The organism is Nitrosomonas sp. Is24 (assembly GCF_033063335.1).
Classification (GTDB): Bacteria; Pseudomonadota; Gammaproteobacteria; order Burkholderiales; family Nitrosomonadaceae; genus Nitrosomonas.
In genome coordinates, this window is the sequence record NZ_JAWJZG010000001.1 from 1619082 (window position 1) to 1632813 (window position 13732).

At 48.2% G+C, this 13732-nt stretch carries 12 protein-coding genes; all 12 read right to left on the minus strand.

What is annotated here, in order from left to right; translation table 11 throughout:
- Window positions 1-8: 8 nt before the first annotated feature.
- On the minus strand, window positions 9-761 hold the full coding sequence (locus R2103_RS07295) for an SPOR domain-containing protein (RefSeq protein ID WP_317530812.1): 753 nt from the start codon (window positions 759-761) through the stop codon (window positions 9-11).
- 16 nt (window positions 762-777) lie between these two features.
- Entirely contained in the window at window positions 778-2067 is a 1290-nt protein-coding gene (gene folC / locus R2103_RS07300) for a bifunctional tetrahydrofolate synthase/dihydrofolate synthase (RefSeq protein WP_317530813.1), read from the minus strand.
- A 45-nt stretch (window positions 2068-2112) separates the two neighbouring features.
- Entirely contained in the window at window positions 2113-2982 is an 870-nt protein-coding gene (gene accD, locus R2103_RS07305; protein WP_317530814.1) for an acetyl-CoA carboxylase, carboxyltransferase subunit beta, read from the minus strand.
- A 34-nt stretch (window positions 2983-3016) separates the two neighbouring features.
- Window positions 3017-3817 (minus strand): tryptophan synthase subunit alpha, encoded by an 801-nt coding sequence (gene trpA / locus R2103_RS07310; protein ID WP_317532070.1) that lies wholly within the window; start codon window positions 3815-3817, stop codon window positions 3017-3019.
- A 113-nt stretch (window positions 3818-3930) separates the two neighbouring features.
- Window positions 3931-5130, minus strand: coding sequence for a tryptophan synthase subunit beta (trpB, locus tag R2103_RS07315; RefSeq protein WP_317530815.1), 1200 nt, complete (start codon window positions 5128-5130; stop codon window positions 3931-3933).
- Window positions 5127-5744 (minus strand): phosphoribosylanthranilate isomerase, encoded by a 618-nt coding sequence (locus R2103_RS07320; RefSeq protein ID WP_317530816.1) that lies wholly within the window; start codon window positions 5742-5744, stop codon window positions 5127-5129. Before R2103_RS07320 ends, trpB begins: the two co-directional genes overlap by 4 nt.
- 27 nt (window positions 5745-5771) lie before the next feature.
- Window positions 5772-6569, minus strand: coding sequence for a tRNA pseudouridine(38-40) synthase TruA (gene truA / locus R2103_RS07325; protein ID WP_317530817.1), 798 nt, complete (start codon window positions 6567-6569; stop codon window positions 5772-5774).
- A gap of 55 nt (window positions 6570-6624) precedes the next feature.
- A complete protein-coding gene (locus R2103_RS07330) occupies window positions 6625-9105 on the minus strand; it encodes a FimV/HubP family polar landmark protein (RefSeq protein WP_317530818.1) in 2481 nt (826 codons plus the stop codon).
- A 185-nt stretch (window positions 9106-9290) separates the two neighbouring features.
- Window positions 9291-10403 (minus strand): aspartate-semialdehyde dehydrogenase, encoded by a 1113-nt coding sequence (asd, locus tag R2103_RS07335; protein WP_317530819.1) that lies wholly within the window; start codon window positions 10401-10403, stop codon window positions 9291-9293.
- A gap of 152 nt (window positions 10404-10555) precedes the next feature.
- Window positions 10556-11617, minus strand: a complete 1062-nt coding sequence (leuB, locus tag R2103_RS07340; protein WP_317532071.1) for a 3-isopropylmalate dehydrogenase — start codon at window positions 11615-11617, stop codon at window positions 10556-10558.
- A 25-nt stretch (window positions 11618-11642) separates the two neighbouring features.
- Complete coding sequence (gene leuD, locus R2103_RS07345; RefSeq protein WP_317530820.1) at window positions 11643-12281, minus strand: 3-isopropylmalate dehydratase small subunit; 639 nt, start codon at window positions 12279-12281, stop codon at window positions 11643-11645.
- Between the two features lie 33 nt (window positions 12282-12314).
- A complete protein-coding gene (gene leuC, locus R2103_RS07350) occupies window positions 12315-13727 on the minus strand; it encodes a 3-isopropylmalate dehydratase large subunit (RefSeq protein ID WP_317530821.1) in 1413 nt (470 codons plus the stop codon).
- Between the last annotated feature and the right edge of the window lie 5 nt (window positions 13728-13732).

Sequence of the window (13732 nt, forward strand, 5' to 3'; positions counted from 1 at the left end):
TGATCAGCTTATTTGGGAGCCACTACACCGTCCAGTCCAATCTTTTTTAGTTTCTTTAATTCGGCTTCGGCAGCGCTTCGTGTCGTGAAAGGACCGATCCGTACACGCGTCACCTCATTGTGATCGACTTTCAATGTTTCAGTGTAGGCTTTAAACCCGCTCGATAATAGATTGGCTTGCTGCTGCTTGGCTTTCGTTTGATCGGAAAATGCGCCCAGTTGCACGACAAACGCTTTAGCTACATCCATCGGTACTGCTTTAGCTACATCCATCGGTACTGCTACAGATGCTGCCACGGATGGACTTATTGATGTTGCCGCAGGCGCAGGGGCAGGTGCAGTTGCGGCGGTATTTACTACTGCGTTGTTTTTCACTTCTGGAGCGACGGCTACCGGACGCCGGTCAAATTTGGGTTTAATACCTGGGATTGGAATGCGTTTCTGGTCATTCGACATTCCAGAGAATTCATCATGGTGTTGTGAACCTGCTTTCGATTTGCCGGGTAACTCAGGCGACGCCTCATCGTCCATGCCGGAATATTCACTGCTCACAGACTCTTCTTTGAGCGCCAAATCGTTTCTGTTGCTCTTAGACGTCGGCAAATTGATAGCAATTTCCTGTTTTTCACTTCCGCCTTTTGGCTCATCGAATATAGCCGGCAGTACAATCACAGCAGCAAGTACCAGTATGATAGCGCCAACCAGACGCCGCCTTGCGCGTTTCCTGAGTAATAATTCTTCTTCACTGATATTTTTATTCATTTGAAATAGCCGATTATTACCTGCTCTGTTGTGTGCCCAAATACTGCAACACGCCGCTTACCGTATAGAACGATCCAAATATGCAAATTCTATCATTTTTACCGGCTTGTTCACAGGCAAAAACAAAAGCCGCAACACTGTCGGAAAACTGGTAAATGACATCCGCATCGCTCGAAATACCCGCTTTATGAATTTCATTGATCAAATAATCGGCCGATGCGGCGCGAGGAGATTGTATAGCCGATACTAACCAGAAATCGATGTCGTTTTTTAATGCCCGAATGACGCCTTGGATATCCTTGTCTTGCAACATGGAAAATACCGCATAGGTGCGGCCGGATGGCTTCGTCGCCGTCAAATTTTCCGCTAAAACAGCGGCCGCAGCGGGATTGTGTGCGACATCCAAAATGATCATCGGTTGCGTGGAAACCATTTGAAATCTACCCGGTATGACGGCTTCGCCCAATCCTTGCCGGATGTCTTTCATACTGACCGGTAACAATTCACACAAGGTATCCAATGCGGCCAGGCAAGCACTGGCATTTTGCAGTTGCTTGACACCCCGGAGCGCAGGGTATGGAAGAGAATGCCGCCACCCTTTCGGCCCCCAGTAATCCCATTGCATGCCTTTGTTTGAGTAACCAAACTCTTTGTTCAAACGGAAAAATTGGGCACCGGAAGTTTCAATGTGCTGATGAACGGAATCCGGTATATCAGCTTCCGCACAAATAGCCGGTTTGCCTTTTCTAAAAATCGCGGCTTTCTCAAAACCTATTTTTTCCCGCGTATCTCCCAGATAATCCATGTGATCAAGATCGATACTGGTTACGATTGCACAATGCGCGTCGAATATGTTCACCGCATCCAGGCGTCCACCAAGACCGACTTCTAAGATCGCCACATCAACACGCGCTTGAATAAATATATGCACCGCCGCCAATGTGCCAAACTCAAAAAAAGTCAACGAAGTATCGCAGTCCTTTCTGGCGGCATCGATGTGTGCAAAAGCATCGCACAGGCTTTTATCATCCACTTCATTCTTATCGATGCGGACACGTTCGTTATAGCGCAGCAAATGCGGCGAGGTATAACATCCCACCTTGTAGCCAGCGCAGCATAATATCGACTCCAGCATTGCACAAACCGACCCTTTACCGTTTGTGCCCCCCACCATAATAATGGGAAATTGTGGTATTAAAGCAAGCTTGGATCGAACCCGGTTGACACGCGCCAGTCCCATTTCAATCGTTTTGGGATGAAGCGATTCCAGATACGTTAACCAATCAGCAAGCGAATCAGCTTCCATTTGGCGTGCCTGTGTTTAACAGGAAGTGAAATGATCAAACGGTGTTTAAGGAATGGGCGCAGGAATACGCATCAGTTGCGTGCAGAGATTGACAATCTTGTCACGCATTTGCCGCCGGTCCACGATCATGTCGATCGCACCATGCTGCAATAAAAATTCAGCGCGCTGGAAGCCATCGGGAAGGGTTTGACGCACCGTTTGCTCAATAACACGCGGACCGGCAAAACCAATCAGCGCACCGGGTTCTGCGATCACTACATCGCCAAGAAAAGCAAAACTGGCGGATACGCCACCCATCGTCGGATCGGTCAGAACCGATATGAATGGTAATTTGCGATGACTCAGCTTAGTCAGCACGGCCGTTGTTTTTGCCATTTGCATCAAGGAGAATAAACCTTCTTGCATGCGAGCGCCGCCACTGGCACTGAAGCAAATAAAAGGCAAGTGATGGTCAATGCAGGTTTTAACGCCACGCACGAATCGTTCGCCAACGACCGAGCCCATCGAACCACCCATGAAACCGAATTCAAATACCGCAACAACAACCGGCATCGTTTTGATGGTGCCTTGCAGCACCACCAAGGAATCTTGCTCGTCGGTGTTTTCTTTCGCTTGCGTCAGGCGATCCGTATAACGTTTGCTATCTTTGAATTTCAGCGCATCGGTGGCAATCACTTCAGCACCGATTTCATACCGTCCCTCTGGATCCAGCAGTTGATCGAGACGGTTCCTTGCCGAAATACGATTATGAAAATCACATTTAGGGCAGACATTCAAATTCTTGACCAGGTCCGTGTAGTATAAAACCGCTTCACAGGTGCGGCACTTACTCCACAAGCCTTCCGGCACTATTTTCTTTTCACCCGCTTCTTTTCTCTTGATCTTTGGCGGGATAATGTTCTGAAACCAGCTCATTTGTAACGTTTCCTAAAACGTGTTAAACATTGTTTCAATTCTCATCAATGGCTTTACGCAAGGTGCCGATCAGATTTCCTACGTTCCCAAGCAATTCGGCTTCCGGAGATTTCTCGATTTCCTCGATGATGCGGCTGCCAACCACGACGGCATCGGCCAGATCGGCGACTGCCTTGGCTGTTGCGCCATCGCGAATGCCAAATCCGACGCCGATCGGCAATGCAATATATTGGCGTAATTGTGCCAGCATCGCGCTCACATCTTGAAGATCCAAGTGGGATGCGCCGGTCACTCCTTTTAGGGAAACATAGTAAATGTAACCTTTGGCCATTTTCGCCACTTGCTCAATGCGTGCTTGCGGTGTTGTCGGGGACAGCAAAAAGATCGCATCGATTTCTTGTTGCTCCAGACATTGCACCCATTCAGCCGATTCTTCAGGGGGATAATCGACGATCAAAACACCATCGACGCCGCACTCCTTTGCTTTGGCGGCAAAGGCTGCATGACCCAAGGCTTCAACCGGATTAGCGTATCCCATTAAAACAACCGGTGTCGTGCTATCCGTTTTTCTGAATTCGCCCACCATATGCAAAACATCATGCAGACTGACGTGATGCTTTAACGCGCGCTCGGATGATCTTTGAATTGTTGGTCCATCCGCCATAGGGTCGGAAAAAGGCACCCCCAGCTCAACGATATCAGCGCCCGATTGAACCAGCTGATGCATCAATTGAACGGTTATTTCCGGATTAGGATCACCGGCGGTAATAAATGGAATGAGTGCTTTCCGGTTTTGATTTTTTAGTGCAGCGAATTTCGTGGCAATACGATTTATTTTTTTAGCGTCATTCTGATCGCTGAAAATATTCATTAAACTCTTTATAAAGCTCATGTGTTCATCCGCTCTCAATTCTTCTCAGAAAACTGCAAAATACTGTTACTCACTCATTACAGCGTTAAACCGGACATTTGTGCAACCGTTGCCATATCCTTGTCACCTCGTCCGGATAAATTCACCAGCAGCAGCTTGTCTTTGGGTAAAGTAGGCGCATATTTGGCAGCATAAGCCAGCGCATGGCTTGACTCCAATGCCGGCATAATACCTTCATACCGGCACAGTGTATGAAATGCTTCCAATGCTTCATCATCAGTGATCGCGACATATTCAGCACGGCCGCAATCCTTGAGCCAGGCATGCTCCGGTCCCACGCCGGGATAATCAAGACCGGCAGAAATGGAATGGGTCTCAATAATTTGGCCATTTTCGTCTTGGATCAGATAAGTGCGGTTCCCATGCAATACACCGGGTTTACCCGTGGATAAAGTCGCTGCGTGCTGGTTTGTATCAATGCCTTTTCCCGCTGCTTCCACACCGATCAAACGGACATTGGCATCATCGATATAGGGGTAGAATAAGCCGATTGCATTCGATCCGCCACCGACACATGCAATCAACGCATCCGGCTGCCGGTTATAATCTTCCAGCATCTGCACTTTGGCTTCATTTCCAATCACCGCTTGAAAATCCCTGACCATCATCGGATACGGGTGCGGCCCTGCCACAGTGCCGATGATATAGAAAGTATTTTCAACATTGGTGACCCAATCGCGCATCGCTTCATTCAGCGCATCTTTTAAAGTTCGTGACCCGGATTCGACCGGTATTACGGTGGCACCGAGCAATTTCATGCGATACACATTGGTGGCCTGCCGTTTCACATCCTCGGATCCCATGTAAACCACGCATTCCATGCCATAACGCGCCGCTACTGTAGCACTTGCCACGCCATGCTGGCCCGCGCCGGTTTCCGCGATGATGCGCTTTTTCCCCATGCGCTTAGCCAGTAAAGCTTGTCCTATGGTATTGTTGATTTTGTGCGCGCCGGTATGGTTTAAATCTTCCCGTTTTAATAGAATCTGCGCACCCCCTAAATGCTCCGACCATCTTTTGGCGTGATAAATAGGACTAGGACGCCCGACATAATGTTTTAATTCATAAGCAAATTCTGCTTTAAATTCGGGATCGTCGCGATAAAATTCATATTGCTTGCGCAAATCTTCCAAAGCTGAAATTAACGTTTCAGCGACAAATATGCCGCCATAGGGACCAAAATGGCCTTCTTTATTCGGCAGATCATAAGCACTCACAATTGTTTAACTCCTTGCATGAAAGCAATAATTTTCTTCTTATCCTTGATACCCTTTGAGGCTTCCACACCACTTGAGACATCAACCGCCCAGGGTTGGGTTTGTTTGATCGCTCTTGCCACATTATCTGGATTTAAGCCACCGGAAAGAATGAGCGGTAGAGACAATTGCTGTGGAATGAGTTGCCAATCAAAAGCGTGTCCAGTACCTCCGGGCATATCCGCAGCATAAGTATCGAGTAATAATCCTTTTGCTGCCCCGTAACGATGGGCATATTGTAGCAAATCTGTGTCCGGTTTGACTCGAATCGCTTTAATATAAGGTTGGGAAAATTGATTGCAGAATTCCGGCGATTCATCACCATGAAATTGCAGTAGATTGAGTTTGGCAACTCGAGCGGTTTCTTCGACCCACGCCGCATCCGGATTGACATAGACACCGACCGTGCAGATGAAAGGGGGAATCACTTCGGCAATCCGCTGCGCGAATTCGGGATCAATATAACGCGCGCTGTGTGGCCAGAAAACAAAACCGATGGCATCAACACCACACTGAACTGCTGCAATTGCGTCTTCACTACGGGTGATTCCGCATACTTTTACGCGCACTGACATGGAAATCTATATTGTCTTGTGTGTCACTTAATTATGTATCGATAACCCCGGAATGACCGGGAGCTGGGAAAACTCCGGCATACCCCAGTCAGCGTCGTATTTCACACCGGTCAGATACAATCCTGCAGGAGAAAATGTCGGCGCCGCATATGTCCGGTTACGGCTGTCCAACAACGTATGCATCCAATCGACAGAATACTTACCTTTCCCGATATAAACAAGGCAACCGATAATATTTCTCACCATATGATGCAAAAATGCATTCGCACATAGTTCAAAAACAAATAAATTCCCTTGACGGGAAACAGTCAGCCGGGTGATTGTCCGTACCGGGGATTTCGCTTGGCACTCCGCCGCCCGGAATGCGGAGAAATCATGTTCACCCACCAGGATAGCCCCCGCGCTTTGCATTTGCTCCAATTGCAGCGGGTGATGGTACCATCCCACCTTATTGTTATTGAGGCCGGGACGAACCGGTTGATTTAATAACAGATAGATATAGCGCCGCTCTATAGCGCTATATCGTGCGTGGAATTCGCCGGATACTTCAGCTGCCCATAGAACGGCAATATCGTTGGGCAAGAGCGCATTGACTCCGCGTATCCATGCGCTGACCGGGCGCTGCGCCGATGTATCAAAGTGAACGACTTGATAAAGCGCATGCACGCCGGTATCGGTACGGCCCGCAGTGATGATACGAATTTTTTCCTTTGCGATCTTGGATAGGGTTATCTCAAGCGTATCCTGAATCGAGCAGCCTTGCGGTTGACTTTGCCATCCGCAATAACGGCTGCCGTCATACTCTAAAACCAGCGCTATCCGCACAAACTAGAATTGCCATACTGATTGATTGGGTGCAAGGTGCATTAAGAAGCAATTTTTACAAGCTTTTCAGCATTTTCTTTGCGGCTTTTTTCTGCTTCTCGTCGCCATCACGGATGACTTCCTCCAGCATTTCTTTGGCGCCTTCCTTATCGTCCATTTCTTGATAAGCTTTTGCCAAATCGAGCTTGGTTTCCACTTCCTGCCATTGCTCGCTCTTTTCACCCGAGTCAGAATTCTCATCCTTTTCAATTTCTTGGACGGAGTCTTCAAGATTCAAATCAATACCGGCTAAGTCGGGTATGTTAGATTCCAATTCCGGCTCAATGGCTTCATGCGCAACATCCAGCGATGACTCAAATTCCAAGGGTTCATCTAATCCAGAGAATTTCTCACTGCTGTCAACCGCTATTGATTCGTCATCGAGTGCAGGCACTTCGATTTCATTCACTGTTTTATCTTCAGTAAAATCAATATCCGAGTCGCCTAAATCAAAATCCAATTTTTCATCGTCTGAAGCATTGTCATTTAAATTGACAGAATCGAGAGATTTTTCCGAATCGTCAAAATTAATTTCCAATGCATAATCTGAAGCGCTCTCAGGCGTTTTCAAGTCTTCTGCAGCGTTCGATAATCCAGCTTCATCGCCAATCAATGATTGATTTGCAGCCACTTGATGCTTAGCATCAACAGCCTCATCACTTAAATCGAAATCAATCTGATTGGCCGGACTGGTCGAATCCTGAGCGGAGTCAGCGGCTTGACCATACTCTTCCGCAAAATTATCCTGCCCATTTTCATCAATGGGCTGCTCATGCTGCTGCAACTCATTGGCGGATTGTTCATCGTCAACTTGTGATTCTGAAACAGTATCATATTGCGCGACATTGTCTTCGTAATACTGAACATCCTTATCGAATTCTTCATCCTCGGAAGCAGCATTAATATTCTGATACGTTAAATCATCTTCTTCACGCTCTGCGGCAGGCACATCTGCTGCTGCATCCGTTGCTGCCTGAGCGGCAGTTATTGTTGCCATACGCGATCGCATGGCGGAGGAGAAATTCTCTTTCTTGTCTTCCTCTTCCTCACCGGCTTCTTCCAATTGGTTGCGGCGTCTTTTAATCATGAGCAGAATCAGTGACAACCCCAGCACCGATGCAGCAGCAATATACTCAATGTAATTGAATAACAGATCGATCCAGGACTGACTCTCAGTGTCTGGCGGCAGCGGTAATGGGGTAGCTGGCGCAGTATTTGCAATTACTTCGGGCGCCGGTTGAACGGCCGGAATCTCTTGTACTACGGCGGATTCAGATTCCAGTTTCGGACCTTTTTCAGCTGCCGTGTCTACTGCAAGCGCGGGTTGGATTCCCGGTTTAACAGTAGTTTTAGGAGCCGGTTCGGCTTTGAGTTGGGCCTGAGCCAGAACGGAATCCTTCAACTCTAACAGTTGCTTAAGATTATCAATGCTTTTTTCCAGCATCGCCACACGTTCATTCGCTTCCTTCAAGGCCAAGTTTCGTGCGATGGCATCTTCCTCCATCATACGTAGACGATCCACTAGATTTGCGTCTGGAATCTTACCGTCCTTGTCCGGCAATTGAGCGCCGCTGGATAGTTTCAGAACCTCTTTGGATACGCTTGGTGTTGCAGCGGATTTCTTATCGAGAGTGGTTGTAATCTGACCTTGATCCGATTGGCTGATCGTACGGGATGCCGTCGATTCTCGGCTGATATCCGCCAGTTTTCCTCGATAACTGCGCCAATCCGCAGTCTGCATTTTAATTTCTGCTTTTGCGGTTGTTGTATCAATCGATGCAACTTCATTCTTCTCGGGTATTTTCAGCACTGCACCAGCCTTGAGCAGATTCATGTTGTCTGCAATAAAGGCATCCCGGTTTGCATGATAGAGCGCCACCAGCATTTGATTCAGATCGACACCGGCTGGTAACACCTGACGCGCTATGGATGATAAGGTATCCCCGCGTTTTACCGGTCCGTAGGATTTTTTCGTTTGCGCTGTAGCATTATTTTTCCGCTTGGGTGATGAATTTGCAGCTTGGTTATCTTTTTCAGCATTGGATGTTCTTTCCTCATCCAGGCGTGTTGTCACTATCGCCGGAGTAGAACTGGTGCTGGCTGCCGCAAGATTCTGCGTATTGGTCTCAACCGGATCAAGCAGAACCGTATACTCACGTAATATCCGTCCTGAAGACCAGCTTAGCTCCATCAATATCATCAAAAAGGGATCGTTGACAGCTTGCGGAGAGGTCAGCTTGATATAGGGATTGCCGTTCGACCGTAATTCTACCGAAGCTTTAACAGCCGATAGCACTGACTCATAGTTGATACCGGCTTGTGCAAACGCCTCCCGAGTGGCGACACTGGCTTTTAGAGATGCCACATCATCGCTGCTGGTAGTGACAATCTCGATTTCAACGGCAAGCGGTTGTCCCAAAGCGGAATTGAGTGTCAGCTTACCAAGTCCTGCGGCTTGAACAACAGCCCATGGCAACATCAAAACGATTACAAGCAAGCTTACTCTGAAAGATGTTTTATACACCGAAGTACCCTCTCTAGTTTTTTTGAAAAAAGATATCGAAAGGCTAACATTGTGACGCAATCATGTAAGCTAAGATTATGCCTTAAATTACAGGCTAATTCATATAAAACAGACCTATAATTGTTAAAATGTACCTAAAGTGTGAAGAAATGAGAATTTCAATGCTGAATCAGTATGCGCAGCATTCTTCGCAGCGGTTCCGCCGCGCCCCATAATAATTGATCGCCGACGGTGAAAACGGATAAATATTCTTTACCCATCGCTAACTTACGTAACCGCCCCACTGGTATCGATAAGGAGCCTGTTACGGCAGTCGGCGTTAATCTGGACGTGGTTGCTTCTCTTTCGTTAGGAACAACCTGCACCCAATCATTGGATTGAGCGATAATTTCCTCGATTTCATCCAAGGGCACATCTTGTTTTAGTTTGATGGTGAGCGCCTGACTATGGCAGCGCATGGCACCGACGCGCACGCAGATGCCATCGACAGGTATTTGCTGGTCGCTGCTTCCGAGAATCTTGTTAGTTTCCGCCTGTCCTTTCCATTCTTCCCGGCTTTGCCCATTGGCCACTTCTTTATCGATCCAAGGAATCAGACTGCCCGCCAGCGGCACACCAAAATTTTCCGTGGGGAATTTTTTATCGCGCAATGTGCCGGCGACTTCGCGATCAATTTCCAGAATGCTGGAAGCGGGATCGTTCAATAAATCCTTGGCTACGCGATGTGCTTCACCCATTTGTTGCAGCAATTCGCGCATATTTTTAGCGCCGGCGCCCGATGCCGCCTGATACGTCATGGCGCTCATCCATTCCACCATGCCTTTTTCAAACAGGCCGCCAACCGCCATGAGCATCAAGCTGACCGTGCAATTACCACCGATATAGTTTTTCACGCCGTCATGCAGCGCTTGTTCAATGACCGGTTTATTGACCGGATCCAGGATGATCACGGCATCTTTTTCCATGCGTAATGCGGAAGCGGCATCGATCCAATAGCCTTGCCAGCCGGATTGGCGTAATTGTTTGAAAACCTGATTGGTGTAATCTCCACCTTGGCAGGAAATGATGATATCCATTGCGCTCAGTTGATCAAGATCGAAAGCATCTTTCAATGGCGGCGTTTCCTTGCCAATTTCAGGACCTGTGCCGCCTCTTTGTGAAGTCGTGAAAAAAACAGGATCAATCAGAGAAAAATCTTTTTCTTCCCGCATTCTTTGCATCAAGACGGAACCCACCATGCCACGCCAACCAACAAAACCCACTTGTTTCATTGCTTTTCTCTTACCTTAAAATTGACAACCGGTTAATCAAATAAAAATACTTTTAAAATATTAGCTTACATTACAAATCGATAACCAATGAGTAATGCGCCAATACACCGCCAATTCAATCATTCGTACATTGATCCGCTACCAAAGCGCTTTCACATCGCGGACAACACCGCGTCACCCATCGCATGAGTGCCGACCGTTTTCATTCCAGACTCATCGATATCTTTTGTACGGTAGCCCGCTGCCAAAACTTTTTTGACGGCATTCTCGATGCGCTGCGCGGCTTCCTCCTGGTTAAATGTGTAGCGCAACATCATGGCCGCCGACAGTATCGTCGCCAACGGATTCGCCAGATCCTTTCCGGCAATATCCGGTGCCGAACCATGAATCGGTTCGTACAAACCTTTGTTATTTTCATCCAGCGAAGCGGAAGGCAACATGCCGATGGATCCCGTTAGCATCGAGGCTTCATCGGACAATATATCGCCGAACATGTTTCCGGTAACGATGACATCGAATTGTTTCGGATTGCGCACCAGCTGCATCGCGGCATTATCCACCAGCATATGAGACAGCGTGACTTGCGGATATTCTTTTGCCACTTCGATAACCACATCGCGCCACAGCTGCGTACACTCCAGCACGTTCATTTTATCCACGGAGCACAATTTTCCCTGCCGTTTAGCCGCAGCCTGAAAAGCAACGTGCGCAATGCGCCGTATTTCGGATTCACTGTAAATCATTGTGTTAAATCCGACACGTTGTCCGTCTCGCGTCTCAATTCCGCGCGGCTCGCCAAAATAGATATCTCCCGTCAATTCGCGCACGATCATGATATCGAGGCCCGCAACCACGTCATACTTCAAACTGGAAGCATTGGCCAGTTCGGGATAGAGTGTCGCCGGGCGCAGATTGGCAAATAAATTCAATTCTTTCCGAATGGCGAGCAGCCCTCTTTCCGGGCGTTGATGCCGCGGTAGCGCATCGTATTTCGGCCCGCCGACAGCACCGAGTAACACAGCATCCGCTTGACTGGCCAATCGATGCGTCGCGGCCGGATAAGGCTCTCCCGTCGCATCAACCGCGCAGCCGCCGATCAAGCCGTACTCCAGCTCGATAGCCAAGCCATCCGTTTTTAAAGCATCCAGTACACGCACGGCTTGTGCGATGATTTCAGGTCCAATTCCATCGCCTGCTAAAACAGCAATTTTCATCATATTTTATTTTTAGTGGTGATCTTTATACAAACAACCAAGGCTGTTCATTACGCCGTTTTTGTTCAAATTGTTTAATTTTCTCAGCCTGTTGCAAGGTGAGGCCAATTTCATCCAACCCATTGAGCAAGCAGTGTTTACGAAAAGCATCAACTTCAAATTTAAATTCTGTGTTCTGCGGTGTGATCACCGTTTGTTTCTGAAGATCTACCGTCAAGCGATACCCATCTGTTGCTTTGACTTCTTCAAACAAACGATCCATTTGTGCTGCGTCAAGCACAACCGGCAGCAAACCTATCTTAAAGCAGTTGTTAAAAAAGATATCGGCAAAACTGGGTGCGATGATGACGCGAAAACCATAATCCTGAAGCGACCAAGGCGCGTGTTCGCGGCTCGATCCGCAACCAAAATTGGCTCGCGCCAGCAGTATCTGCGCCCCTTGATAGCGTGCTTGATTCAGCACAAACTCGGGATTCGGCTGGCGCTGCGTCACGTCCATTCCCGGTTCTCCGTGATCGAGATAACGCCATTCATCAAACAAGTTCTGACCAAAACCGGAGCGTTTGATCGATTTAAGAAATTGCTTCGGTATGATGGCATCGGTATCGACATTGGCACGATCCAATGGTGCCACCAAGCCGGTAAAAGTATGAAATTTTTCCATTGATTTGTATTAGCAGTTACTGCAACCCGTAATCTATTGATTGAATTCACGCACGTCGACAAAATGCCCGGCAATTGCAGCCGCTGCGGCCATCATAGGGCTAACCAGATGCGTTCTTCCGCCTGGGCCTTGCCGTCCTTCAAAATTCCGATTGGAAGTCGAGGCGCACCGTTCACCTGCGGTCAGCCGGTCATCGTTCATCGCCAAACACATGGAACAGCCGGGTTCACGCCACTCAAAACCAGCCGCGACAAAAACTTTATCCAATCCTTCTTGTTCGGCTTGTTTCTTGACCAATCCGGAACCTGGAACGACCAGCGCCTGTTTAATATTGGCGGCAATGTGTTTTCCTTTGACGATATGCGCCGCCGCACGCAAATCTTCAATGCGCGAATTCGTGCACGAGCCGATGAAAATTTTATCCAGTGTAATCTGCGTAATAGGCAAATTGGCTGGCAATCCCATGTAGTTCAGCGCTTGCTGCATATCGTGGCGTTTGACTTCATCATCAATCAACGCAGGATCAGGCACAGCGCCATCAATCGTTGTCACCATTTCAGGCGAAGTCCCCCACGTTACTTGCGGTTTAATCCGCTCGGCATCCAAAGTCACGGTACGATCAAAAACCGCATCCTCGTCGCTAAAGAGTGTGCGCCAATAAGCAGCTGCGCTATCCCACAGCTCGCCCTGCGGTGCAAAAGGCCGTCCTTTAATGTAATTAATCGTGGTATCGTCAACCGCGACCATCCCGGCGCGCGCACCGGCTTCAATGGCCATATTACACAGCGTCATACGGCCTTCCATCGATAACGCGCGAATCGCACTGCCGGAAAATTCAATCGCATAACCAGTACCGCCTGCGGTACCGATCTTACCGATGATGGCCAAAGCAATATCTTTGGCAGTAACGCCAAATCCCAATTTACCTTCCACGGCAATGCGCATGGCTTTGGATTTTTTCATCAACAAACACTGCGTCGCCAATACATGCTCGACTTCCGATGTACCGATACCGAACGCCAAGCAACCGAATGCACCATGCGTGCTGGTATGCGAGTCCCCGCACACAACCGTCATGCCAGGCAATGTCGCACCCTGTTCCGGACCGATGACATGGACGATGCCCTGACGCAAATCATTCATCTTGAATTCGGTAATGCCCAGCTCATCGCAATTTTGATCCAGCGTATCCACTTGTAAACGCGAAATGGGGTCATGAATGCCGTGGCTGCGATCCGTGGTCGGCACATTATGATCCGCCACGGCAAGAATGGAATTAAGACGCCAAGGTTTTCTTCCTGCCAATTTCAAGCTCTCGAATGCTTGCGGACTGGTTACTTCATGCACCAGGTGACGGTCAATATAGATCAATGCCATACTGTTCGGATCGTCCGATTCAGTATGCACCACATGTTGATTCCAAAGTTTGTCGTATAGCGTTTGCATCGGGC